The organism is Dactylosporangium vinaceum (assembly GCF_019904175.1).
In the GTDB taxonomy this organism is placed as follows: domain Bacteria; phylum Actinomycetota; class Actinomycetes; order Mycobacteriales; family Micromonosporaceae; genus Dactylosporangium; species Dactylosporangium vinaceum.
The window spans coordinates 11,847,937-11,872,082 of sequence record NZ_CP061913.1 but is presented as its reverse complement, the minus strand read 5'-3'; the positions used below and the strand labels follow the sequence as shown (position 1 = coordinate 11,872,082).

The window sequence follows — 24,146 nt, the reverse complement described above, 5'->3', positions numbered from 1 at the left end:
CCTCGCGGGATATCTATGAAGCCCGGCCGCGGTTTAAGGTCTATGGCATGAGCGGTACGGAGCGCAGCGGAGTGGCCGCTCATCAGTGTCACAGCTCGGAGCTCAGGTCGGCGCCGGAGCTTGCGGAGGTGCCGGCGTGAGCGGTACGGAGCGCAGCGGAGTGGCCGCTCATCAGTGTCACAGCTCGGAGCTCAGGTCGGCGCCGGAGCTTGCGGAGGTGCCGGCGTGAGCGGTAGGGAGCGAAGCGCAGTGGCCGCGGAGTGGTCGGCATGAGCATGGACCGGCCGGACATGCGCATCTCCGACGCCGAGCGGGAGCTCGTGGTCGCCCAGCTCAACGCCGCCGTGGCCGAGGGCCGCCTGACGCTCGCCGAGTTCGAGGAGCGCGTCGACGGCGTGCTGCGCTCCCGCACCTACGGCGAGGTCGAGCCGTACGTCGGCGACCTGCCCCAGTCCGGCCCCGTCGCCGCCCCGGAGCAGCTGGAGATCCGCAACCAGTCGTCGAGCCTCAAGCGGGTCGGGCGCTGGACCGTGCCCCGGCGGCTGCTGATCAGCACCCGGGCCGGCTCGGTCAAGCTCGACTTCACCGACGCCCAGTTCACCACCCAGCTCGTCGAGGTGCGGCTGGAGGCCCGGTCCAGCTCGATCGACCTGGTGCTGCCGCGCGGCGCGACGGCCGACATCGACAGCATCGCCCCGCACGCCAGCTCGCTGAAGCAGAAGGTGCCAGCGGCCTACGACGCTCCCGGCTCCGGGGTCGTGTTCCGCATCAGCGGTGAGGTGCGCAGCAGCAGCGTTCGGGTGCGCTACCAGCGCAGATTCTGGCGCTGGCGCTGGTGAGTCGGCGCCGGGCAGCCGTGCTCGCGCTCGCCGCGGTCCTGCTCGCGACGCTCAGCGCGGGCTCGTGTGCGCCGCACAACACTCCCGCACCGGCACAGACTCCCGACGACGACGTGTCATACGAGGAGGTCCCGACCGGCAACCCGAACGAGAACCCGCGCGAGCGGCTCAACGTGGTGCCGGTGCCGAAGGGCACCTCACCCCGCGGCGTCGAGTTCTCCGACGCCGGCACCGGCTATGCGCTGTTCTCCTCGTGCGTGGCCGGCGGCGCCTGCCAGGTCGGGCTCGTGATCACCCTCGACGGCGGCTACAGCTGGGTGAACCGGAAGCTGCCCTTCGACGACGCGATCGACGTCGACATGCGGCTGGGCCGGGGCAACGTGCTGATCATCAAGGCGGCGCCGGACGGGTACTTCATCTCCCGCGACACCGGCCGGACCTTCGAGCGCCGTCCCCTCACCCCGCCGCCGGTCGAGCTCAACCTGGCCGACCAGCAGTACTCCGTCGGCTGCCAGGACACCGCGGCCACCGGCTGCCCCGACGCCCAGCCGTGGATCGTGGGCGACGACGGGAGCCGGGGCCCGCTGCCGTCGCGCCCCTCCGGGCAGATCGAGTGGACCGGGCTGACCGCGGCCGCGAACGGAACGCTGTGGCTCGCCGGGCGGGTCAAGAACGGCGCGTCCCCGGCGACCGGCGCGACTGTCGGGGTGTGGAGCAGTACCGACAAGGGCCGCACGTGGAAAGCGCAGGGCACCGCGCAGGCGTCCCCGGCCGCCGCGGTGATCCGCCCGGTGGTCGCGTCCGACAACTCCGACGTCTGGCTGGTCGGGCCGCAGTACGCGGCCGAGGCGGCGTTCAACCGGGACGGCGCGGTCATCGCCTGGACCGAGGCGTCGTCGATGCGCGAGGTCGCCCAGGTCTTCAACGCCGAGGTGCTGCCCAACCGGCGGCTGCTCGTCGCCAGCGGCCAGGGCGTCTGGGTCGTCGACTCGGGCCAGCGGGTGCGCGACACCGGAGCCCGGCTGATCTTCCGGCTGCGGCGGCTGGATGCCACGACGATCCTCGGGTACCCGGCGCAGCAGTCCGGCGACGTGTGGCTGTGCACCGTCGACCTGAACGGGTGTGACTGGGCGCACGTCGGAGTCTCAGCGCGATAACCCAAGCACAATGGGCAAACTCAACTTGAGTGGAATAGACTCAACCTCGTGGGTGTCGTACCTCATGTAGGACGCACTGGAACGAGGAGTCTGAGGCCGACAAATGAACGCCGAACGCCTGACCACCAAGAGTCGCGAGGTCATCAAGGCCGCCGTGGACGCGGCGAGCCAGCGCGGGCACGCGACAGTTGAGCCCTGGCACCTGCTGCTGGCGCTGCTGGACACGGGTGGCTCGACGGCCGCCGGCCTGCTGCGCGCCGTGGGTGCCAACCCCGCCGACGTGCGCCGCGCCGCCCTGCACGCCGTGGAGCGGCTGCCCAGCGCCCGGGGTTCGAGCATCGCCGAGCCCAACGTGGCCCGCGAGTTCGCCAACGCGATCGCGGCGGCCGAGCAGATCGCCCGCCCGCTGGGCGACGAGTACACCTCGACCGAGCACCTGCTGGCCGGCCTGGCCCGGGTCGGCGGGGCGGTCGCGACACTGCTGAAGGAGGCCGGCGCCACCGAGCAGACCCTGGTCGCCGCGTTCCCGCAGGTGCGCGGGGGCGATCGCAAGGTGACGACGGCCGACCCCGAGCAGACGTTCCAGGCGCTGGAGAAGTACGGCGTCGACCTCACCCAGTCCGCCCGGGACGGCAAGATCGACCCGGTGATCGGCCGCGACGCCGAGATCCGGCGCGTGATTCAGGTGCTTTCGCGGCGTACCAAGAACAATCCCGTCCTCATCGGTGAGCCCGGCGTCGGCAAGACGGCGATCGTGGAGGGCCTGGCCCAGCGGATCGTCGCCGGTGACGTGCCGGAGTCGCTGCGCGACAAGCGCCTGGTCAGCCTCGACCTGGGCGCGATGGTCGCGGGCGCGCAGTATCGCGGGCAGTTCGAGGAGCGGCTGAAGTCCGTGCTCGAGGAGATCAAGGGCTCCAACGGGCAGGTCATCACCTTCCTCGACGAGCTGCACACGGTCGTCGGCGCCGGCAAGGGCGAGGGCTCGATGGACGCCGGCAACATGCTCAAGCCGATGCTGGCCCGCGGCGAGCTGCGCATGGTCGGCGCGACGACGCTCGACGAATACCGCGAGCACATCGAGAAGGACCCCGCCCTGGAGCGGCGCTTCCAGCCCGTCGTGGTCGGCGAGCCGTCGACCGAGGACACGATCGGCATCCTGCGCGGGCTGAAGGAGCGCTACGAGGTCCACCACGGCGTGCGGATCACCGACGCGGCCCTGGTCGCCGCGGCCGCGCTGTCGGACCGGTACATCACCGACCGCTTCCTGCCCGACAAGGCGATCGACCTCGTGGACGAGGCCGCGTCCCGGCTGCGCATGGAGATCGACTCGCGCCCGACCGAGGTCGACGAGGTGGAGCGCAGCGTGCGCCGCCTCGAGATCGAGGAGATGGCGCTGGCCAAGGAGCCCGACGCGGCATCGGCCGAGCGGCTGCACCGGCTGCGGGCCGAGCTGGCCGACCGGCGCGAGTCGCTTACCGCGCTCACCGACCGCTGGCAGAACGAGAAGGCGCACATCCAGAAGATCTCCAACACCAAGGAGCAGCTGGAGCAGCTGCGCGGCGAGGCGGAGCGGGCCGAGCGCGACGGCGACCTGCTGAAGGTCTCCGAGCTGCGCTACGGCGTGATCCCGGGCCTGCAGAAGGAGCTGGAGCAGGCCGAGCGCGAGCTCACCACGCTGCAGGTCGCGGGCGCGATGCTGAAGGAGGAGGTCTCGGCCGACGACATCGCCGCCGTGGTCGCCGCCTGGACCGGCATCCCGGCCGGGCGGCTCATGGAGGGCGAGACGACGAAGCTGCTGCGCATGGAGGACTCGCTGCGCAGCCGCGTGATCGGCCAGGACCGGGCGATCCAGGCGGTCTCCGACGCGGTGCGCCGGGCCCGGGCCGGCATCGCCGACCCTGACCGGCCGACCGGCAGCTTCCTGTTCCTGGGCCCGACCGGTGTCGGCAAGACCGAGCTGGCCAAGGCGCTCGCCGAGTTCCTGTTCGACGACGAGCGGGCCATGGTCCGCATCGACATGAGCGAGTACGGCGAGAAGCACACCGTCGCCCGGCTGGTCGGCGCGCCGCCCGGCTACGTCGGCTACGAGGAGGGCGGCCAGCTCACCGAGGCCGTGCGGCGCCGGCCCTACACGGTCGTGCTGCTCGACGAGGTCGAGAAGGCCCACCCGGACGTCTTCGACGTGCTGCTGGCGGTGCTCGACGACGGCCGGCTCACCGACGGGCAGGGCCGCACCGTCGACTTCCGCAACGCGATCCTGATCCTGACCTCGAACCTGGGCTCGGACGTGCTCGCCGACGACCCGACGCTCACCGCGGAGCAGCGGCGCGACGCGGTCATCGCGGCCGTGCGCGGCCACTTCAAGCCGGAGTTCGTCAACCGGCTCGACGACATGGTGGTGTTCGACGCGCTGTCGCAGGCCGACCTGCGTTCGATCGTCGAGATCCAGCTCGCCGCCCTCGCCCGTCGGCTGGCCGATCGCCGGCTCGTGCTCGAGGTCTCCGAACCGGCGCGTGACTGGCTGGCCAGTCTTGGGTATGACTCGGTGTACGGCGCCCGCCCCCTGCGCCGCCTGGTGCAGACGTCCATCGGCGACCAGCTCGCCCGGGCGCTGCTCTCCGGCGAGATCAGGGACGGGGACCGCGTGCTGGTCGATCTCGCGGACGACAAGAAGTCATTGGTTGTTTCCGGCGGCTAGGAGTGCCGAAAGAAGGGTGCCGCAATGTTGTGGAAGAAGCAGGCCTACGACGACGAGCTGCAACTGATCGCCGACGCCGACACGCTGGCCTTCGGCGGTGTGGGCATCGCCGGCACCCTCTTGCCCGCCACGAAGGCGTACTTCGCCGTCGAGGAGGGTCTCCGCCAGCACGGCGGGGACCTGCGACCCCGGCTGGAGAAGATGCTCGACAAGGCCACGCCGGCCGGCCGGGTCTACGCGGCCGAGCTGCTCACCCACGCCGACGCGGCGGCGGGCCGGGCGGCCTGGCAGAAGCTGAGCGGCCAGCGCGGTGAGGTCAAGACGTTCACCGGCTGCATCATGAGCAGCACCACCCTGGAGCGCTACGCCGAGGAGCGACTGCGCTCCTGAGGTGCGACCGCGCGGCTGCGGGACTGGCGCCGCGTCGATACGGTGATCCTCAGGATTTCCCCTGGGAGGAGAGCCACCCGTGTCATTCGCAGTCCCGGCCGGGCCGCGTGCCCGGCCGTCCACCGTCAGCCTCGCCTCGACCCTGCTCTTTGTGGCGGCCGGGCTCGAGGTGATAAGCGTCGTACTCTCGCTCCTCTACGCCGGCAAGATCGCCGAGAACACGAAGAAGATCTATGAGGACGCCGGCGTCCAGGCCAACGCGAACGCGAGCACGAGCATCGGCTCGACGGTCGGCGTGGTCTTCGGCTTCCTCATCGTCGTGATCCTGGTGCTGCTCGGCTACTTCGTGAGCCGCGGCAACCAGGTGGCGCGGATCCTGACGTGGGTGGTCGGCGGCATCGCACTGTGCTGCAGCGTCATCGGCCTCGGCGCCAGCCTGCTCACCCAGACGTTCTGGGACGCGGGCCGGCGCACCTACGGGGAGCTGCCGACCTGGGACAGCGCGAAAGAGGCCATGTATGCCGGGGTCCCCGGCTGGTACGAGCCCGTCAGCACCATCCTCGGCATCCTGATCGTGCTCGCCATCGCGGTGCCGATCATCCTGCTCGCCCTGCCGGCGTCGCACCCGTACTTCCGCAAGCAGGAAGCGCAGTGGGAGCCCCCGGTCCCCGGCTCCGGCGGCCCGGGCGGGTTCCCCGGTCAGCCGGGTGAGCCCGGTCAGCCCGGTCAGCCCGGTCAGCCCGGCGCGCCCGGTTGGCCGCCCAGCAGCTGACCCGCTTCGGCTAGCCTGCGGCGGTGCCAACTGCAGTCGTCACCGGCGCCACCGCGGGCATCGGCGCCGCGTTCGCCCGTCAACTCGCCGCGGAGGGCTTCGAGCTCGTGCTCGTCGCCCGCCGCGGCGAGCGGCTTTCCGCCCTCGCCGCCGAGCTTCCCGTCCCCGTCGAGGTCCTGGTGGCCGACCTGGCCACGACCGCGGGCTGCGATGCCGTCGCGGCCCGGCTCACCGACCCGGACCGCCCCGTCGACCTGCTCGTGAACAACGCCGGGCGGTCGCTCAACCGGTCCTTCCTGCGCTCCACTCCCGAGCTGGAGGAGGAGCTGCTGCGGCTCAACGTCCACGCCGTGCTGCGCCTGACGCTTGCCGCCCTGCCCCCAATGGTCGAGCGGCGCCGGGGCGAGATCATCAACGTCTCGTCGGTCTCGGGCTTCGCGGCGACGATGCCGGGCTCGACATACCCGGCGACCAAGGCGTGGGTGACGAACTTCAGTGAGTCGCAGGCCCAGCTGGTGCGCGAGCACGGTGTGCGGGTCATGGCCCTGTGCCCGGGGTACACCCGGACCGAGTTCCACGAGGTGGCAGGCATCGACATGGCGCACTCACCGGCCTGGGTGTGGCTCGACGCCGACACCGTGGTGCGGGCGGCCCTTCGGGACCTGCGGCGCGGTCGGCTGGTGAGCGTTCCCGGCTGGATCAACCGGGTCGCGGTCTTCGGCATGCGCCACGCGCCGCGCCGGCTGCTCCACCGAGTGGCCCGGGACGCGAGGGGACGCATCGGGCATGAGGAGCAATAACACCGGCTCACCAGGTGTCTGTCGTCGATGTGTGCACTCCGACAAGCATTGAATTTGCTGTGTATCGAGCATGATTGTGGTCACGTACGTTCGGCTGATGGGCCGAATGGCAACGCTCCTAACGGCGTCCAGCCAGCGCAGACCTGGTACGTTCGGCTATATCTGCAGCTCAGAGCCGTGCATCGAGCATTGCAACGATCTAATGAGAGCGAGATTCGGGTTCATCGACGGCTGCGCTCGGTGTCGGCATCGTTCGTCACGAGTACCTCTCGTGTCACTCGTGGTGATCGCTGCGATCACCTTCGTATTCACCCTTGTCCCCTTGACGGCCTTAAATTTGGCCGAGAGTGCGGGTCATCGATTCACCGCGGAGGTTTAGCGCGTACGCTTCGGACATGACCGACCGTGACGACCTGCTGAAACTCGTACGTGACCTCGCCGTGGTCAACGGGCGGGTAACGCTGTCGTCAGGACAAGTTGCCGACTGGTATGTGGACCTCCGTCGCTTGACGCTGCACCATGCTGGTGCACCGTTGGTCGGTCGGGTGCTCCTCGATCTGGTCGACGACTGGGAGTTCGACGCCGTGGGAGGGCTGACCCTCGGCGCGGACCCGGTGGCCGCAGCGATGCTGCATGCGGCGGCTGCCCGAGGCGGACGGCAACTGGATGCATTCGTCGTCCGTAAGAGTGACAAGGCTCATGGTCTGCAGCGCCGGGTCGAAGGGCCCGACGTCGCCGGCCGACGCGTCCTGGCCGTCGAGGACACCTCCACTACAGGTGGAAGTGTGCTCACTGCCGTCGACGCGTTGCGAGAGGCGGGCGCCGATGTGGTCGGTGTAGCCGTTATCGTCGATAGAGGCGCGGAAAAGGCGGTTCGCGCCGCAGGGCTGAGCTATCGCTCAGCATTTTCGTTGGCCGACCTCGGCCGACAGGGCTGAAAAATTGTCGATTCGGACCTGCGCATATGCAGGCGGGTCGATGGTGTTGGTGGAAGGATGGAATACGTGGGAACTGCGCTGGCTGAGATGACCCTGCCCCAGATCTCGCCGCTTGCCGGCGAGCCGATTGATCGTGCCGATGCCGAGCGTCTCGCCGGCGTCCTCAAGGCACTTGCCGACCCGGCCCGACTCCGGCTCCTGAGCCTGATTCAGTCGGCGCCCGACGGCGAGGCCTGTGTTTGTGACCTGACGGCCCCCCTTGGGCTCTCGCAGCCCACGGTGAGCCACCACCTGCGAATCCTGACCGAGGCCGGTCTGCTGGAGCGCGAGAAGCGGGGTGTGTGGGCGTTCTACCGCCTCGTCCCCTCCGCCATCGGCACCATCGCCGATCTTCTGACGCCGCCGCGCAAGCGCGCGACCAAGAAGGCGCCTCGCTAACAGTGTCGGGTAGCGCCTTGGGGCACTACCCGGCCGGGGACCTTCGCGACCAGCTGGCCCACGCCGGGCGGGCGGTCGTGCAGGCCGGGCTCGTCATGGGCTCGGGCGGCAACCTGTCCGCCCGGGTGCCGGGCGCCGACGAATGCTGGGTAACCGCGGCCGGAACTTGGCTCGACCGGCTCGACCGCGGTTCATTCGTTCGGATCCGAATCAGGGACGGCGCGGCTCTTGACAACTCTGTCGGGGTCGCGCCGTCATCGGAGCTTGGGCTCCATCTGGCGCTGTACCGGGCCCGCCCCGACGCCGGCGCCGTCATTCACCTGCATCCGCAGGCCGTCCTGCTGCTGGACGCGCTGGCCGAGCCGATCCGGCTGGCCACCACCGACCACGCCTTCTACGTGCGGCAGGTCGCCACCACACCGTTCGTGCCGCCGGGCCGCCCCGAGGTGGGGCAGCTGGCCGCCGCGGCGTGTGCGGACGGTGTCAACTGCGTCGTGCTGTCGCGGCACGGGTGCTCGGTGATCGCCGACTCCGTGGAGCTGGCGCACAAGCGAGCGGTCAATCTGGAAGAGGCGGCGCGGCTCACCTACAGCGCGCTGGCCCTGGGCCGTCCGCTGCCGGTGCTGCCGACGGACTGGCTCCAGGGCCCTGGCGCGACGGCCTAGCCTCAGTCCCGCACCCGGTGGTTGCCCGGGGGGATCGTCGGGAACACCTCGGTGGGAGCGTTGGCCGGGTCAACCGCCGGCGCGGCGTTCTTGTTGCGGCGGCGCTCCTGGAAGCCCTTGAAGATCTCGATGAAGATCGGGATGGCCGAGATCAGCACGATCAGCAGGATCGCCGGCAGCAGGTAGGTGTCGATCTTCTCCGGCGGGATCAGCTTGCGGATGCGGTCGGCCAGCGCCCATCCGGCGAAGATGATGCCGTCGGTCCACAGGACGCCGCCGACCACGTTCCACACGAAGAACTGCCCCGCGGGCATGCCGACGACGCCGGCCACCGGGTTGAGGAACGTGCGCACGATCGGGATGAAGCGGGCCAGCACGACCGCGCGGGCCGGGCCGAACTTCGCGAAGTAGTGCTCGGCCTTCTCGACGTACTCCCTCTTGAAGATCCGCGAGTTGGGCCGGTTGAACATCTGCCGGCCGTAGCGGGCGCCCAGGAAGTGCCCGAGCTGCGCGCCGGCGATGGCGCAGATCGGCGCGCCGATCAGCAGCTGCGTGAGGCTCAGCCGGGTCCCGAGCAGGTCGGTTGCGGCCTCCGAGGAGGCGACGCCGGCCAGGAACAGCAGCGAGTCGCCGGGGAAGAAGAAGCCGACCAGCAGCCCGGTCTCGACGAACATGATGATCCAGACGCCGATCACGCCGAACGTGCTCAGCAGCCCCTTCGCGTCGAGAGGGTTGAAGGCGAGCAGGTCGCCCACGGCACGCGTCTTTTCTTCCACGGGTCACCAGGGTACGTGAGGTTTCCGGCCGGACTAAGCTCGGACTATGGCGGTGGTCGCGACCGCGCACTGGCATCCCCTCGATGACGGGCGGGTTCAGTGCGACGTGTGCCCACGCAACTGCCGGCTGCACGAGGGCCAGCGGGGCTTCTGCTTCGTGCGCGAGCGGCGGGATGACCGGATTGTCCTGACGACGTACGGAAAGTCCTCGGGTTTCTGTGTCGACCCCATCGAGAAGAAGCCGCTGAACCACTTCCTGCCCGGGTCGGCCGTGCTGTCGTTCGGCACAGCCGGCTGCAACCTCGGCTGCCGGTTCTGCCAGAACTGGGACATCTCGAAAAGTCGCGAGATCGACACATTGGCCGCGGCGGCCGGGCCCGGGGAGCTGGCGGCCGCGGCGGAGCGGCTGGGGTGCCGGTCGGTCGCGTTCACCTACAACGACCCGGTGATCTTCATGGAGTACGCCATGGACGTCGCCGATGCGTGCCGGGAGCGGGGGATCAAGGCGGTCGCGGTCTCGGCCGGGTACATGAACCCGGCGCCGCGCGAGGAGTTCTACCGGCACATCGACGCGGCGAACATCGACCTCAAGGCGTTCAGTGAGCGCTTCTACGAGAAGGTCACGTTCGCGCGGCTGGACGCGGTGCTGGAGACGCTTGAATACCTGCGCACCACCGACGTCTGGTTCGAGGTGACGACGCTGCTGATCCCCGGGCAGAACGACGGCGACGAGGAGCTGCACCGGCAGTGCGAATGGCTGCTGGAGCACCTCGGGCCCGACGTGCCGCTGCACTTCTCCGCGTTCCACCCCGACTTCAAGATGCGCGACATCCCGCGCACGCCGCCCGAGACACTGAGCCGGGCGCGGCGGATCGCGCACGACGCCGGGCTGCGCTTCGTCTACACCGGCAACGTCCACGACCAGGGCGGCCAGACGACGGCCTGCCCCGGCTGCGGGGCGGCGGCGATCGTTCGGGACTGGTACGACCTGCTCGACTACGGGCTCACCGACGACGGCCGGTGCCGCCGCTGCGGCTACGCGATGCCTGGCATGTTCGACGGCCCGGCCGGCACCTGGGGCCGTCGGCGGCTCCCGGTGAAGATCGGATGAGGCCGCCGGCGGTGGCCGGGAGCTTCTACCCCGAAGACCCCGCGGAGCTCCGCACGACAATCGAAGAGCTTTTGGCGGGGGTACGTCCAGAGACCGACAACGCGCCCGCATACGTCGTCCCGCACGCCGGTTACCGGTGGTCGGGCCCGACGGCCGTGCACGTCTACAGGCGCCTGGCCGGGCGCGCGGCCGAGCGGGTGATTCCTGCTGGGGCCCGCGCACCGGGTCCCGCTGCGCGGCGCGGCGGTGCCGGCGGAGTCCACGTGGTCGACGCCGCTCGGCGCTGTGACGATCGACATGGAGGCGGCCGGCGAGCTCGTGGGCGGCGGGCTGGCCGTGGCCGACGACGTGCCGCACGCGCCGGAGCATGCTCTGGAGGTACAGCTGCCGCTTCTGCAGGTTCTGGGGTTTTCCGAGGTGTTGCCGGTGGCGATCGGAGTCGCCGGGGCGCAGGAGGTGGCCGCGCTGCTCGCGAAGGTCGCCACACCCGGGTCGATCGTGCTGTGCAGCACCGATCTTTCGCACTATCTGACGCAGGAGCAGGCCGAGGCGGCCGACGCGCGGACCGTCGACGCCATCGTGCGGCTCGATGCCGATGGCATCGGGGAGCGGGCCGCGTGCGGGCGGTATGCGCTGCGGGGGCTGCTGGCCTGGGCCCGCGGCCTCGACCTCGGCGTGCGTGTGCTGCACCAGGCCACCTCCGGCGACGAGGGCGGGCCGCGCGACCGGGTCGTCGGCTACCTGGCGGCATCGCTCGGCGCGTGACGCTGTGTAGTCATATACGGCACACCGACGTCATAACGGTCTATTCCGTTGCGCCCGAATCGGCTAGAAGACCCTGACCGATCGGACGACCCCCACTGCGGTGCCCCCCAGCCGTCTTGCAGATGGAGGCGCCGTGTGGACGGCGCCGGAACTGGAGAACGGGGCATGTCTGCCACGACGACGGCCGGCCCGACCGCCGGCACCGACTGGGTGCCGATGACGAGCGAGCAGCGGGAGCAGTTCGATACGGACGGTTACCTCGTATTGAAGGGCGTGCTGAGCCCGGACGAGGTCCGCCACTACGCGTCGGTGCTCGACACCGCGCACGCCACGCACCCGCGGGCGGCCGATGGCTCGCTGCACCTGCTCAGCGCGGTCACGAGCTGCCCGGAGCTGGCCGGTCTGATCGACCACCCGGCAACGTTCCCGTTGGTCTGGTCGATCCTCGGCTGGAACGTGCACATCTACCACTCGCACCTCGACGTGCACCCGACGATCCCCGCCCCGAAGCCGGACTTCTGGCACTGGCACCAGGACGGCGGCCGGCAGAACCGTGAGCTGGAGACCGACCCGCGGCCGCGGCTGTCGGTGAAGCTCGCGTACTGGCTCTCGGACGTCTCCGAGGAGGGCCGCGGCAACCTGACGCTGCTCCCGGGCAGCCACAAGACCAACTGGCTGCCCGGCCCGCCGAAGCGCGACGTGCCGTGGCCGGCCCCGCCGGGCGCGGTCCAGGTCAAGGTCGACGCCGGCGACGTGGTCTTCTTCGACCGCCGGATCTGGCACGCGCGCTCGTTCAACTACTCCGAGATCACCCGCCGCTGCGTGTTCCTCGGCTACACGTACCGCTGGATCGCGATCCGCGACGAGATCGCCCGCCTGCCCCAGCAGCCGTGGTGGAACGACCTGAGCCCCGTCCAGCAGCAGCTGCTCGGCGGCGTCGGGGTCGGCGACGGCGACCACCACTGGGGCCACTACCCCGAGTCGACGCCGCTCTACGTCGCGCTGCGCGACAAGGGCCTGCTTGACCCGTCCTACCCTCCGCTGATTCCGTAGCCGCAATGTTCGCCGGTCTTCGATCCGTCTATGGATCGGAGGCCGGCGGCGGCCGAGGATTCGAGGGGTCCGTTCGTTGACGTTCGAAGAGTTCGTCGAGGCGAGGCTGCAGGCGCTGCTGCGCTATGCGGTGATGCTGACGGGCGACCCGCACACGGCGCAGGACCTCGTCCAGGACACGATGATCCGGGCTCAGCTCAAGTGGCGCCGGATCGCCGCGGCCGACCTGCCTGAGCGCTACGTCAAGCGCATGATCACCAACGCGTACGTCGACCTGCACCGCGGCTCCTGGCTGCGCCGGGTCGCGCTGCGCGGAGTGGACCTCGACACCGGCGGGCAAGAGCCCGACCACGCCGACAGCCTGGCCGAGCGCGACGAGATGTGGCTGTGGCTCGACCGGCTGCCCCGCCAGCAGCGCGCGGCCCTGGTCCTGCGCTACTACGAGGGCCTCTCCGACGGCGAGATCGCCGACGTGATGAGCACCAAGGTCGGGACCGTCCGCTCGTGGATCTCCCGGGCCCTGGCCACGCTCCGCACCCACCTCACGCCGACGGTGGCCGGCTCATGATGGACGACCTGCTGCGCGAGACCTTCGCCCGCCGCGAGGAGCTCGTCCCGGTGGCCACCCCAGAGCTGGGCGAGTCGATAGTCGTCGGGGCCCGGCGGCTGCGCGCGCTGCGGCGCTGGGTGTTCTCCGGCCTGACGTTCCTGTGCTCCATGCTCACCCTGCTGCTGATGCCGTTCCTGAGCGGCCCGCGCACGGCCCCGCCGGTCGCCGCCCCGCCGCCCGGGCAGCCGCTCAACCTGCTGGTCATCGGCGTCGACCGCGGCTCCGGCGAGCCGGTCCAGGTGAACGCCAACGCGATAGTGCTGCTGCACGTCAACCCCGGCGCCCGCACCGCGTATGAGGTGCTCCTCCCGCGCGACTTCCTGCTCGACCTGCCCGGTCTCGGCCGGCAGCGGGCCGATGGGGCCTATCTGGTCGGTGGATACAAGCTGGTGGCCGAGGCGGTGGCCGGCCTCACCGGGCTGGCCCTCGACGGCGGCGCGGTCATCGACGTCGGTGGCCTCGAGACGGTCACCCGCGCGGCCGGTGGCGTTGACCTGTGCGCGCCCGGATGCCGGCACTACGACCCGCACGAGGCGGTGGATCGCCTGCGCCAGTCGCTTGTCGCGGGCGACGGTCAGGTGCTGCACCAGTATCTGACCGCGCTGGCCAAGGCCGCGGCCAAACCGGCGGTGCTGGCCGCGGCCGGCGCGTCCGTGGAGCTGCACCGCGGCTCGGCCTCGCTTCTCGACCTGCCGCAGCGGCTCGGCGCCGTCGACCCGGCCGGCATCTCGGCGGTCAAGCTACCCGACCGGCCGGCCGGCGACGGACTGTACGACGCGATGCGCAACGGGCGGGTCGGCGCCTGGCTGGACGCCCATCCGCAGTACGCCGCTTCTAGTACTCGTCGCTGAGGTCGACTTCGCGGTCCTGCTCGATCGCGTCGTACTCGTTCGCGTCCCACGGCCGCGCGTGCGGCGTGTAGGGGCGGTCCAGCGGGTTGGCCGGCTGGGCCTGCTCGACCGCGTCGGCGGGTGATGCCTCCGGATCGCGCACGTCCGGGTCGAGACGATCGTCGAGGGCCAGCAGGTCTTCGTCTGGCTGGGTCATCGCCGCGGCTCCTGTCGCTCGCTTGCTCGGCCGTCCTCCACGGTACGCGGTCGGACCCGCCCCGCCCCGGCACCCCGGCAATTCCCCGGCCCGGTCACCCGGCGTCGGGGCAGGGCCGGGCCTGCGAGATACTCCGTGCAGGGACAGCGCGGTCCGCGCGGAGCCGTGCCTGTCGGCTCCAAAAACCGCACGATCCACATAGTCAAGGAGCGCCGTCATGCCCATCGCCTCGTCCGATGTCTACGCCGAGATGCTCGACCGCGCCAAGAACGGCGCGTTCGCCTACCCGGCGATCAACGTCTCCTCGTCGCAGACGCTCAACGCGGCGATCCGCGGGTTCGCCGAGGCCGAGAGCGACGGCATCATCCAGGTTTCGACAGGTGGCGCGGAGTACCTCTCCGGCCCGACCGTCAAGGACATGATCACCGGTTCGGTCGCGCTGGCCGCCTTCGCGCACGAGGTCGCGAAGAAGTACTCGGTGAACATCGCCCTGCACACCGACCACTGCCCGAAGGACAAGCTGGACAAGTTCGTCCGCCCGCTGCTGGAGATCTCGACCGAGCGGGTCGCCAAGGGCGAGGAGCCGCTGTTCCAGTCGCACATGTGGGACGGCTCGGCCGTGCCGCTGGGCGAGAACCTCGAGATCGCCGAGGAGCTGCTGGCCAAGACGGCCGCGGCCAAGGTGGTCCTGGAGATCGAGGTCGGCGTCGTGGGCGGCGAGGAGGACGGCGTCGTCGGCGCGATCGACGACAAGCTGTACACCACCGTCGAGGACGGCCTCGCGATGGTCGAGAAGCTCGGCCTGGGCGAGAAGGGCCGCTACATGGCCGCCCTGACCTTCGGCAACGTGCACGGCGTCTATAAGCCGGGCAACGTCAAGCTGCGCCCGGAGATCCTCAAGACGATCCAGGACGCGGTCGGCGCCAAGTACGGCAAGGAGAAGCCGCTGTCGCTCGTCTTCCACGGCGGCTCGGGCTCGCTGCTCTCGGAGATCCGCGAGGCGCTCGACTACGGCGTGGTGAAGATGAACATCGACACCGACACGCAGTACGCGTTCACCCGCCCGGTCGCCGGCCACATGTTCACCAACTACGACGGTGTCCTGAAGATCGACGGCGAGGTCGGCAACAAGAAGGCGTACGACCCGCGGGCCTGGGGCAAGGCCGGCGAGGCCGGTCTGGCCGCGCGCGTGGTCGAGGCCTGCGAGCACCTGCGCTCGACGGGCACCACGCTGTCCAAGTAAGGCAGTCGCCAAAAGGCCCGGCTGGATCTCCAGCCGGGCCTTTCTGCTTGGGTTTCGGTGGCTACTCGTTGAGGAAGTTGAAGTAGCCGCCCGGGGTGACCGGGCCGACGACCGGCGAGCCGGAGACGGTCTGGTCGACGATCGTCACCGGGCAGGAGCCGGCGAACACGCCGGTGCCGAGGCCGTTGGCGTCATCGCTGACGTCCGGCGTCGTGACGGTGATGCCGGTGCCGGTGGAGTTGATCGCGGTCACCGTGGCCGCCTTGTCGCAGAAGTTCACGCCCCAGGTCGCCGAGCCACCCTGCCAGTCGGCCAGCGTCTTGTCGGAGAGGGTGGACGTGGTCAGGACGGTGCTCGTCGCGCCCTTCGCCCGGCCCGAGGTGACGCTCAGCGAGGTGACAGTCGGCACGGCGACGACGCTGGCGCCGGTGTCGGCGGCCGCGAAGGTCTTGCTGACGCCGCCCTGGGTGATGGTCAGGCTGGCGTCGTTCGAAGACATCCCGACGCCCGTCTTGAACGTCATGAAGTTGCCGACCGGCGGTGCGGAGGTCGCGCTCGCGGCGACGAGGACCGGGGCGCTGCCCGAGTCGTCGTAGACCTTGAGATCGGTCACGGCCTTGCCGCCGAACGTGACCGCGAGGCCCTGTGCGGTGCGCGGGTCGAACGCGTAGGTGCTCGCGGCCTTGACCCGCACTGTCTGGCCACCGGCGGCGAGCACCCGCTGCACCTGATCGGCGGTGTTGAGCAGCGCGCTGTTCTCGGTGATGACCGGCTTGCTCGCGGTGGCCGCGATCGCCGGCGGGGTGATGAAGAAGAGCCCGCCGGTCTTCGTCAGCGTGTTGCCGCCGGCGAAGTTGATGACGATGTTGTCGCCGGCCGCCACGGTGGTCGCGGCGCAGCCGGCGGTGGGCGTCTTGACGGCGATCGTGGTGGGGCTCGTCACGATGTACGTCGGCACGGCCAGACAGTCCGGGCCGAGGTCGACGCTTGTGACGAGCGCCTCGGACAGGGTCTGGCCGGTGACAGTGAGCGTCAGGACCTGCTTGGCGGTGGCGGCGGCGAGCTTGCCGGTGGTCGGCGTGGTGATCGCGATGGTGCCGCTCAGCGCGGCGCCGTAGGCCACGTGTGGCAGGCCACCGACGATCATGGCGGTGCCGGCGGCGGTGCTCAGGGCGAGCTTTACGGCTCGTTTTCGCCAGATTCGTTGCTGCGGCATGGGGTCTGGGTTCCTTTCTGCAACCTATTGCTGACCCAACGTAACAGCAGCATTACTTTGAGTAATGGCGAAATGCGTTCACTTAGGCGGTCAGAATTTCCGCGGCCTCGGCGACGTCGTCCGTGATGTGCAGCAGCTCGCGCAGGTCGCCGACCGGGGAGGCGGCCAGGAGCGGCTCCAGGAGGCCGCGGATCGGCAGCCGCTCGCTCCAGTGGGCCACGTCCAGGAACACGAACGGTCCGCTCACGCCGTCGGTGGCGTAGAACGTCTTGGTCGCGGCCTGGAACACCTCCTGCACCGTGCCGGCCATGCCGGGCGCGAAGACGATCCCGCCCCGCGACAGCCGCAGGATCGTGTCCTCGCGGATCGCGTTGGAGAAGTACTTCGCGATCTTCGCCGCGAACAGGTTGGCCGGCTCGTGGCCGTAGAGCCACGTCGGGATGGCCAGGCCGCCGCGCTTCGCCCAGGTGACCGGGTCGACGGTGGCCTGGTCGGCCGGCGCGGCCGAGTCGGGCGTGGGCGGGACCGGGCGCCCGTAGCGCTCGCGAACTTCCAGAGCTTTCTGGGTGTACGGCTGGTGGTCGTGAAAGTCCGGAGCGTCAGCGAGCGCGTCGATGGCCGCGGCGACTGTCTCCAGGGGGTGCTCGGCCAGGAACGCGCCGAGGTTGGCCGCCTCCATGACGCCGGGACCGCCGCCGGTCACCACCAGGCGGTCGGCCCGCGCCAGGCGCCAGGCGAGCTCGGCGGCGTTGCGATACTCCACCGCGCCCCGCAGCGCCGCGTGCCCGCCCATGATGCCGATCGCCGCGGCCGGCCCGCGCGCGCCGATCCACCCGGCTGTCACGTTGGCCAGCGCGTTGTCGATGCCCGAGTCGTGCATGCGCTGGGCGACGGCCTCGCGGATCTCCGGCGTCGCCCCGCCGGTGGCCCGGAAGTGCCGGTACACCGCGGTGTCGAACATGCCGTCGAAGCCCTCGGCGGCGAACCCGGCCGCGAGGTCCTCCGGCACGTACAGCTGGCTCGGGTGGGTCGGGTACGGAACGCCGGCGAACTCCGGCACCACGACGGCCCGGCGCAGCAGCAGGTCGACGACCGTCTCGAGGGCCGCGAAGTGGCACCCGATGAACAGCGAGTCGGCCACGTCGATCTTCGACAGGTCGACGGCGGCCAGGTCCAGGCCCTGGACGATTTTGCCGGCGATGGTTCCCTGGCTCAGGTGGAACTGGAGTTCTTCGGGCGACTCGATCTCGTCCGGCGAGTGGTCGTGCAGCGCGACGACGTCCGGCGGTGGCGGGGTGGGCACGGCTCCATATCCTGCCAAAGCCGATCAAACGACGATGGCCCGATCCTGAGGATCGAGCCACCGCGAACCGGGTCCTGGGGAGGCTCCGGACTTTCAGTTCTAGCCGCCCGGCGATCGGCGCTGCACCCTCCGTGCGCTTCGCGCGGGCTCAACCGTTCAGCCAGGCCGTCTCTGGTTGAATTGCGGCATGCAGAACCTCCTGCCCGGGCCCGAGCCCACTTTGCTGCCCGCCGAGCCGCACGCGGCCGACCTGTTGGCCAAGGCCGACTCCGAGGAGGCCGTGAAGGCGGTCGCCGCGCAGTTCCCGTCCTACAGCGCCGCCTGGGCGCGCCTGGCCGAACTGGCCCTGGGCGCGAGCGAGCCGGTGACGGCTTACGCGTATGCCCGGACCGGCTATCACCGGGGCCTCGACCAGCTGCGCCGCAACGGCTGGCGCGGGCACGGCCCGGTCCCGTGGGCCCACGAGCCGAACCAGGGCTTCCTGCGGGCGCTGAACGCCCTCGGGGTGGCGGCCGGCCAGATCGGTGAGGCCGAGGAGGCCGAGCGCTGCGCGACATTCCTGCGCGACAGCGACCCGGCCGCGGTCTCGGCACTCTCGTAGCTGCTACAACCCCTCGGACACGGCCGCGGCGACCTTGAGCCAGGCGTCGCGGCTGGCGGCCGACAGCCCCGCGTAGCGAATGGGCTCGCCGGAGTCGATGAACCGCTCGTAGGGCACGATCATGACGGTCCGCGTCCTGGCCGCGAAGTGCCGGGTGATGGCGGGCACGTCGACGTACCGCTTGCTGGGCGGCATCGACACCACCGTGACCGCCTGCCGCACCAGCCGCTGCCGCCCGTGCTGCTCCAGATGGTCGAGCATGCGCGAGGCGGTCTCGGCCGAGTCGTTACGCGCCGACATGGTGACCACGAGCTGGTCGGTGGCGTCGATGGCGGCCTGCCAGTTTTCGGCCCGCACGTTGTTCCCGGTGTCCACGAAGATCAGCTTGTAGAACCGGCTGACGACGTCGCGCAGCTCACCGAACGCGTCGGCGGTCAGCATCTCGCCCGCCGTGGCCGACTCGTCCGACGCCAGCACGTCGAACATGCCCTCGCCCTGCGCCCGCACATACTGCGACAGGTCGCCGATCCGCCCCTGCGCCCCCTGGAAGTCCCTGAGGTTGTGCAGCAGATCGCGCACCGTCCGGTTGTGGAAGTCCTGCTGGGCCCGCATGCCGAGCGTGCCCTGCGTCTCGTTGTTGTCCCAGGCCAGCACGTAGCCGCCCCGCTTCTGCCCGAACGTCATGGCGAGCAGCAGCACGGCCACGGTCTTCCCGGCGCCACCCTTGGGGTTGACCACGGTGACCTGACGGAGCCCGCCGAAGTTGCGGCGGACCATCTCCACTTCTTGGCGGTACTCGAGCTCGCGCTTGCCGGGCCCGACGGAGACGAGCCCCATCGTGCTCTTGGCGAGCGCACCCCGAAGTCCCTGCGACGCCACGGGGTCGGCCGGCTTGGCCTGTCGCCGCCGCGCGAACTCCTCGGCCGTGGGCGTCGAACCGTCGTGCCAGTTCTCCTGCGGCATGGGCGGCAGCGGCGGCACGGCGGGGTTGCCCGTCCCCGGCTCCGCATACCCGACCCCGGCCCCATACGCCCCGGGCGGCGGCACCTGCCCGGGCCCCGGCTCCGGCGGGAACTGTCCGGGTGGGGGCATTTGCCCAGGCGGCGGCATGTATCCAGCCGGCGGCATCTGTCCAGCCGGCGGCCCGAACGGCGGCCCCGGCTGACCCTGCGGGGGCCCGAAGGGCATACCGGGCGGCGGGCCCTGGCTGGCTCCGAACGGCGAGTCCTGCGGCGGCCCGAACGGCGGCCCGGCCGGCGGTCCCTGGTTGGGGCCGGGCGGCTGGTCCTGCGGCGGGGCTCCGGGGGGCGGGCCGAACGGCGACCCGGCCGGTGGACCCTGGTACGGCCCGGGCGGGGGCCCGAAGGACACACCCGGCGGCGGGCCGAGGGGCGCGCCGGTCGGCGGTCCCTGGTTGGGGCCGGGCGGCTGGTCCTGCGGCGGGGCGCCCGGCGGTGGGCCGAACGGCGACGCGGTCGGCGGAACCTGGTACGGCCCGGGCGACGGCGGCCCGACCGGCCCGGCCGGTGTGTCCTGCGCGGGCCCCGAGGACTCGGGTTCGGCGCTCTTGGGCGGCCTGGCGGGCGATCCGAAGGGGTGGGTCAGCGGCGGCTCGGGCGTCGACGCACCCTGCGGCGGCACGACTGAGAGCACCTGCGTGGCTGGGGCCGGCGGGGCTCCGTCCGAAACCGGCGGCGGCGATCCGGGAGGTGCCGACACGGGCGCCCCCGTCGGTCCGGCGAACGGCGGCCCAGGGGGTCCGGACACGGGGGCACCGGTCGGCCCGGCGAACGGCGGCCCGGACATGGGCGCCCCGGGAGGTCCGGCGAACGGCGGTCCAGGCGGCCCGGACATGGGGGCGCCGGGCAGCGGGCCGGGGGGTGGCGGCATCTGTACGGCGCCGGGTGGTGGTCCGGTCGTCGACCATGATGCAGGCGGCATCGAGCCCGACGGCATCGAGCCCGACGGCACGGAGCCCGGTGGCATCGAACCTGGAGGCATGGAGCCCGGCGGCGGCATCGAGCCCGGCGGAGGCGGCATGGTGCCCGGAGGGGGCGGGACGGAGCCGGTGAAGGGTGGCGATGCGCCCGGCGGTGGAGGCGGTGAGCCCGGAGGTGGTGGCATCGAGCCGGGCGGGGGCGGGATCTGGCCGGACTGCGGCGTTTGTCCGGAAGGCGTGGGGCCGGACGGCGGGCCGAACGCGGACGGTGGCAGAGGAGAGCCCGGCGGCGTGGAGAAGGGGCCCGAAGGTGGCGCCGAGAACGGGGTCGGTGCCGGAGGACCGGAGAAGGGGCCGACCGGCGCAGGTCCGGTGCCGGGCGCTCCCGAGAACGGGCCCGGAGCCGGTGGGCCCGAGAACGGTGCCGGCGGAGCCGGATTCGGTCCCGAGCCGGGTGCGGGAGTTCCAGAGCCCGGCGCGCCGGGGAAAGCCCCAGGGCCGGCAGCAGGCGCGCCGGGGAAAGCGCCAGGACCGGAAACGGGTGCGGCGGGGAACGCGCCGGGGCCGGAAACGGGCGCGCTGGACGAGGCGCTGGGGCCGGAAACGGGCGCGCTGGAAGAAGCGCCGGGGCCTGGAACTGGCGCCGTGGAACCCGCGGCCGGGGTGCTGGAGGCCGGGGCGTTCAGATTCAGGCGGGGGGCGCCGAAAGCGGGTGGACCACCGAGCGGGCCGGAGCCCGAGGCCGGACCGCCCCGAGCGGGAGCACCGGGACCAGTCGCCGCACCGCCGGGAACCGAGCCGCCCGGACCACCGGACGCCGGGCCGCTGGAGGCCGGGCCACCGGACGCGGGGCCGCTGGAGGCCGGGCCACCGGACGCGGGGCCGCTGGAGGCCGGGCCACCGGAGACCGGACCGCTGGAGATCGGAGTGCCCGGGCCGGAAGCCGGACCACCGAACGCCGGGCCGCCGAACGATGGGGCGCCGGAGACCGGAGCGCCGGGGCCGGCAGTGGAGCCCGCGCCGGGTGGAGGGGACGCTGGGCCGGGTGGGGTGGAGGCCGCGGGGCGGGGGGTGAACGGGCTCTCGCCGAAGGGGCCGGGGACCGGGATGCCGCCGGACACCGGGATGCCGTTGCCGCCCGTGATCGGGATGCCGCCGGCGCCCGGGACGGGGATGCCGCCGGCCGGGGAGGAGATCGGTTCGCCGCCGGCGGGAGTATGGGGGACGGGGCGGCCGTGCTGTGGGACCTTGTCCTCGTCGTCGGCGGAAGCCGGGGTCTCGCGGATCGGGGGCCACGCCAGCGGGTCGACGCTGCCGGGTGGCTGCGACCACGGCGAGCTGCCGGCCTGGTCCGGGGCCGGGCCTCCGGCTTTGTGGGCGCGCTCGCCCCGCCGTCCGTCGACGTTGTCGTCCGGCGGCCAGACCATGTCGTTCACGATGTGTGCCTTCCCTCCCCGCGGTGCCCTTCCACCGTATGCGACGAGTTCGACCTACGACACCGCTGAGCGGCCCGGCCAAGATTACGAAACGTCCTACGGCACGTAGACGGCCCAGGCTGCGCGCTCCATCCACCAGGAGCGCTTGTGCGTCAATGTCCCCTCGACGCCGTCATCGACGAACGGCAGTTCGGCGCGGGGGGAGATGGCGACCGCGCGGCCGTGGGCGCGGCGGACCTGGATCTCCACGCGGGGGCGGCGGAAGAGGCGGCGGGCGGCGACCGGGATCGCCACGGCGACGTCGAGCACCCCGTCGTCGATCGAGGGCGCGGTGACGAGCGGCAGGCCGTCGACGGTGGCGTAGCGCTCGGCGTTGGCGACGACCGACATGAGCACCGGCTCCGTGCCGTCCGCGAGCACGTGGTCGTCCACCTCGACCCGGGCCAGGAAGGTGCCCGTCCCGCCGGAGGCCAGTACCCCACCCAGCAGCGCGCCGTCCAGGGTGACCGAGCCACCGTCGTTGCGCAGCAGGTCGAGCCGGCGCACCTTGCCGCCGAGCACGGCCGCGGCCACGTCGGCCGGGGAGCGGGGGAGGCCGAGCCGGCTGGCCAGGTCGGTGGCGTCGGGGCCGAGCGGCAGCACCCCGATGGGCGGCAGGTCGGGGATGGTCCGGTCGCCGGGCAGGTCGGAGGGGCGCTTGCTCGGGGCCGGCGCGTACATCCGGACCAGGCGGCGCATCACCGCACGCAGCTGGCCGTCGGCGGCCGTCGCCACGATCAGGCGGGCCTCCGGCAGGGACCGCAGCGCCGCGTCGATCTCCTTGTCGTCGTGGGCGACGACGGTGCGGACCTCGTGCGAAGAAGAAGTGCGAAGGGCGTCGCGGCAGGCGAGAATGGGAGTACGCGTTCCGCACGCGCCGCCATCGCAGCCGCACTGCGCGTCCTCGCCCAGTGTGAGCAGCACGATGTCGACCACCGTTGTCAGCCTGCCTTTCCGAAGGTTGTTAGCCTGGCACCCTGGGCGAACGCGGGTCGCCCGACCTTGGAGGGCGAGCAGACATGCCAGCGATCGTGCTCATCGGCGCTCAGTGGGGCGACGAGGGCAAGGGCAAGGTTACCGACATGATTGGCGGCGGCGTGGATTACGTCGTGCGCTACTCCGGCGGCAATAACGCGGGTCACACCGTGGTGACTCCGGACGGGCAGAAGTTTGCCCTGCACCTTATGCCCTCGGGCGCACTGTGGCCGAACGCGGCCATCGTGATCGGCAACGGGGTCGTGATCGACCCCAAGGTGCTGCTCACGGAGATCGACGGGCTGGCCGAGCGGGGCGTCGACGTCTCGCGGCTCATGATCTCCGGCGACGCGCACCTGATCATGCCGCACCACCGGGCCCTGGACCGGGTCGTCGAGCGGTACCTCGGCTCGGCGCGGATCGGGACCACCGGGCGCGGGATCGGACCGGCGTACGGCGACAAGGTCTCGCGGATGGGCATCCGCGTCCAGGACCTGCTGGACCCGGGCATCCTGCGCAAAAAGCTGGAAATCGTGCTGCGGGAACGCAACCAGGTCCTCGTGAAGGTGTACAACCGCAAGGAAATCGCAGTTGAAGCGGTGGTCGAGGAGTACCTCACCTACGCCGAGCGCATGCGGCCGTACATCACCGACACCCGGCACGTCCTGTGGCGCGGGCTCGAGGAGGGCCGCACGGTCCTGCTCGAAGGCGCGCAGGCGACGATGCTCGACATGGACCACGGCACGTATCCGTTCGTGACGTCGTCCAACCCCACCGTGGGCGGCGCCTGCGTCGGCTCCGGCATCCCGCCGACGGCCATCAACCAGGTGATCGGCGTGACCAAGGCGTACACCACGCGCGTCGGCTCCGGCCCGTTCCCGACCGAGCTGTTCGACGAGAACGGCGTGCACCTGCGCAAGGTCGGCCGGGAGTACGGCACCACCACCGGCCGTGAGCGCCGGACCGGCTGGTACGACGCGGTCGTCGCCAAGTACTCCACCCGGCTCAACGGCATCACCGACCTGGTCGTCACCAAGCTCGACGTGCTGTCGGGGCTGGAGACCGTGCCGCTCTGCGTGGCGTACGACGTGGACGGCAAGCGCACCGACGACATGCCGATGACGCAGACCGAGTTCCACCACGCGACGCCGGTCTACGAGGAGCTGCCGGGCTGGTGGGAGGACATCTCCCAGGCGCGCACGTTCGAGGAGCTCCCGGCCAACGCCCGCCGCTACATCGAGCGCATCGAGGAGCTGGCCGGCACCCGGGTATCCATCATCGGCGTGGGGCCGGGCCGGGACGAGAACGTGGTCCGCCACCAGCTCCTCTGATCTG

At 71.3% G+C, this 24,146-nt stretch carries 23 protein-coding genes and 1 pseudogene; 18 read left to right on the top strand and 6 right to left on the bottom strand.

Features of this window, described 5'->3' with window-relative positions; translation table 11 throughout:
- Positions 1-269 precede the first annotated feature (269 nt).
- The 9 genes from Dvina_RS53565 to Dvina_RS53525 all read left to right on the top strand — a co-directional run bounded on the left by Dvina_RS53565 (position 270) and on the right by Dvina_RS53525 (position 8,697).
- Positions 270-839 (top strand): DUF1707 SHOCT-like domain-containing protein, encoded by a 570-nt coding sequence (locus tag Dvina_RS53565; RefSeq protein WP_223100200.1) that lies wholly within the window; start codon positions 270-272, stop codon positions 837-839.
- A complete protein-coding gene (locus Dvina_RS53560; RefSeq protein WP_223100198.1) occupies positions 836-1,996 on the top strand; it encodes a beta propeller repeat protein in 1,161 nt (386 codons plus the stop codon). The genes Dvina_RS53565 and Dvina_RS53560 overlap by 4 nt, the downstream gene beginning before the upstream one ends.
- 103 nt (positions 1,997-2,099) lie before the next feature.
- Complete coding sequence (gene clpB / locus Dvina_RS53555; RefSeq protein WP_223100197.1) at positions 2,100-4,694, top strand: ATP-dependent chaperone ClpB; 2,595 nt, start codon at positions 2,100-2,102, stop codon at positions 4,692-4,694.
- Positions 4,695-4,718: 24 nt separating this feature from the next.
- Complete coding sequence (locus Dvina_RS53550) at positions 4,719-5,084, top strand: hypothetical protein (protein WP_223100195.1); 366 nt, start codon at positions 4,719-4,721, stop codon at positions 5,082-5,084.
- Positions 5,085-5,163: 79 nt separating this feature from the next.
- Entirely contained in the window at positions 5,164-5,856 is a 693-nt protein-coding gene (locus tag Dvina_RS53545; RefSeq protein ID WP_223100193.1) for a hypothetical protein, read from the top strand.
- 23 nt (positions 5,857-5,879) lie between these two features.
- Positions 5,880-6,656, top strand: coding sequence for an SDR family NAD(P)-dependent oxidoreductase (locus tag Dvina_RS53540; RefSeq protein ID WP_223100191.1), 777 nt, complete (start codon positions 5,880-5,882; stop codon positions 6,654-6,656).
- 395 nt (positions 6,657-7,051) lie between these two features.
- The gene (gene pyrE / locus Dvina_RS53535) at positions 7,052-7,594 is read left to right on the top strand and encodes an orotate phosphoribosyltransferase (protein ID WP_223100189.1); all 543 of its coding nucleotides are present in this window, start codon (positions 7,052-7,054) and stop codon (positions 7,592-7,594) included.
- Positions 7,595-7,651: 57 nt separating this feature from the next.
- Entirely contained in the window at positions 7,652-8,032 is a 381-nt protein-coding gene (locus tag Dvina_RS53530; protein WP_033359976.1) for an ArsR/SmtB family transcription factor, read from the top strand.
- A gap of 17 nt (positions 8,033-8,049) precedes the next feature.
- Entirely contained in the window at positions 8,050-8,697 is a 648-nt protein-coding gene (locus Dvina_RS53525; protein ID WP_246655913.1) for a class II aldolase/adducin family protein, read from the top strand.
- Positions 8,698-8,699: 2 nt separating this feature from the next.
- On the opposite strand, the gene Dvina_RS53520 is transcribed toward Dvina_RS53525, so the two are convergent.
- Complete coding sequence (locus Dvina_RS53520) at positions 8,700-9,473, bottom strand: DedA family protein (RefSeq protein ID WP_246655912.1); 774 nt, start codon at positions 9,471-9,473, stop codon at positions 8,700-8,702.
- 46 nt (positions 9,474-9,519) lie between these two features.
- On the opposite strand from Dvina_RS53520, the gene amrS reads away from it, so the two are divergent.
- The 6 genes and pseudogenes from amrS to Dvina_RS53490 all read left to right on the top strand — a co-directional run bounded on the left by amrS (position 9,520) and on the right by Dvina_RS53490 (position 13,863).
- Positions 9,520-10,584, top strand: coding sequence for an AmmeMemoRadiSam system radical SAM enzyme (amrS, locus tag Dvina_RS53515; protein WP_223100188.1), 1,065 nt, complete (start codon positions 9,520-9,522; stop codon positions 10,582-10,584).
- Positions 10,581-10,727: pseudogene (gene amrB, locus Dvina_RS55925) on the top strand (AmmeMemoRadiSam system protein B); the annotation flags it as partial. The gene amrS and the pseudogene amrB (Dvina_RS55925), both read left to right, overlap by 4 nt.
- Before the next feature lie 103 nt (positions 10,728-10,830).
- A complete protein-coding gene (amrB, locus tag Dvina_RS53505) occupies positions 10,831-11,349 on the top strand; it encodes an AmmeMemoRadiSam system protein B (protein WP_281428332.1) in 519 nt (172 codons plus the stop codon).
- A 165-nt stretch (positions 11,350-11,514) separates the two neighbouring features.
- A complete protein-coding gene (locus Dvina_RS53500; RefSeq protein WP_223100186.1) occupies positions 11,515-12,402 on the top strand; it encodes a phytanoyl-CoA dioxygenase family protein in 888 nt (295 codons plus the stop codon).
- 76 nt (positions 12,403-12,478) lie between these two features.
- The gene (locus tag Dvina_RS53495; RefSeq protein ID WP_223100184.1) at positions 12,479-12,970 is read left to right on the top strand and encodes a SigE family RNA polymerase sigma factor; all 492 of its coding nucleotides are present in this window, start codon (positions 12,479-12,481) and stop codon (positions 12,968-12,970) included.
- Positions 12,967-13,863 (top strand): LCP family protein, encoded by an 897-nt coding sequence (locus tag Dvina_RS53490; RefSeq protein WP_223100182.1) that lies wholly within the window; start codon positions 12,967-12,969, stop codon positions 13,861-13,863. Before Dvina_RS53495 ends, Dvina_RS53490 begins: the two co-directional genes overlap by 4 nt.
- Here Dvina_RS53490 and Dvina_RS53485 read toward each other — a convergent pair.
- Positions 13,847-14,059, bottom strand: coding sequence for a hypothetical protein (locus Dvina_RS53485; protein ID WP_223100180.1), 213 nt, complete (start codon positions 14,057-14,059; stop codon positions 13,847-13,849). The genes Dvina_RS53490 and Dvina_RS53485 overlap by 17 nt on opposite strands.
- Positions 14,060-14,276: 217 nt before the next feature.
- Here Dvina_RS53485 and fbaA point away from each other — a divergent pair, with 217 nt between their 5' ends.
- Positions 14,277-15,302, top strand: a complete 1,026-nt coding sequence (fbaA, locus tag Dvina_RS53480) for a class II fructose-bisphosphate aldolase (protein WP_223100178.1) — start codon at positions 14,277-14,279, stop codon at positions 15,300-15,302.
- A 61-nt stretch (positions 15,303-15,363) separates the two neighbouring features.
- Here fbaA and Dvina_RS53475 read toward each other — a convergent pair whose 3' ends face one another.
- Together Dvina_RS53475 and Dvina_RS53470 are read right to left on the bottom strand one after the other, a co-directional pair.
- Positions 15,364-16,518 carry a hypothetical protein gene (locus Dvina_RS53475; RefSeq protein WP_223100176.1) on the bottom strand — a complete coding sequence of 385 codons (1,155 nt, stop codon included), beginning with the start codon at positions 16,516-16,518 and terminating at the stop codon, positions 15,364-15,366.
- A gap of 82 nt (positions 16,519-16,600) precedes the next feature.
- Positions 16,601-17,821: an LOG family protein gene (locus tag Dvina_RS53470; protein ID WP_223100174.1), complete on the bottom strand. Its 1,221-nt coding sequence runs from the start codon at positions 17,819-17,821 to the stop codon at positions 16,601-16,603.
- 187 nt (positions 17,822-18,008) lie between these two features.
- Between Dvina_RS53470 and Dvina_RS53465 the strand changes: the two genes are divergently transcribed.
- On the top strand, positions 18,009-18,422 hold the full coding sequence (locus Dvina_RS53465) for a DUF3151 domain-containing protein (RefSeq protein ID WP_223100172.1): 414 nt from the start codon (positions 18,009-18,011) through the stop codon (positions 18,420-18,422).
- Between the two features lie 3 nt (positions 18,423-18,425).
- Here Dvina_RS53465 and Dvina_RS55495 read toward each other — a convergent pair whose 3' ends face one another.
- Together Dvina_RS55495 and Dvina_RS53455 are read right to left on the bottom strand one after the other, a co-directional pair.
- Complete coding sequence (locus Dvina_RS55495) at positions 18,426-20,141, bottom strand: MinD/ParA family ATP-binding protein (RefSeq protein ID WP_425516515.1); 1,716 nt, start codon at positions 20,139-20,141, stop codon at positions 18,426-18,428.
- A gap of 1,752 nt (positions 20,142-21,893) precedes the next feature.
- Positions 21,894-22,772 carry a diacylglycerol kinase family protein gene (locus Dvina_RS53455; protein ID WP_223100170.1) on the bottom strand — a complete coding sequence of 293 codons (879 nt, stop codon included), beginning with the start codon at positions 22,770-22,772 and terminating at the stop codon, positions 21,894-21,896.
- 83 nt (positions 22,773-22,855) lie between these two features.
- Here Dvina_RS53455 and Dvina_RS53450 point away from each other — a divergent pair, with 83 nt between their 5' ends.
- A complete protein-coding gene (locus Dvina_RS53450) occupies positions 22,856-24,142 on the top strand; it encodes an adenylosuccinate synthase (protein WP_223100169.1) in 1,287 nt (428 codons plus the stop codon).
- Positions 24,143-24,146 lie beyond the last annotated feature (4 nt).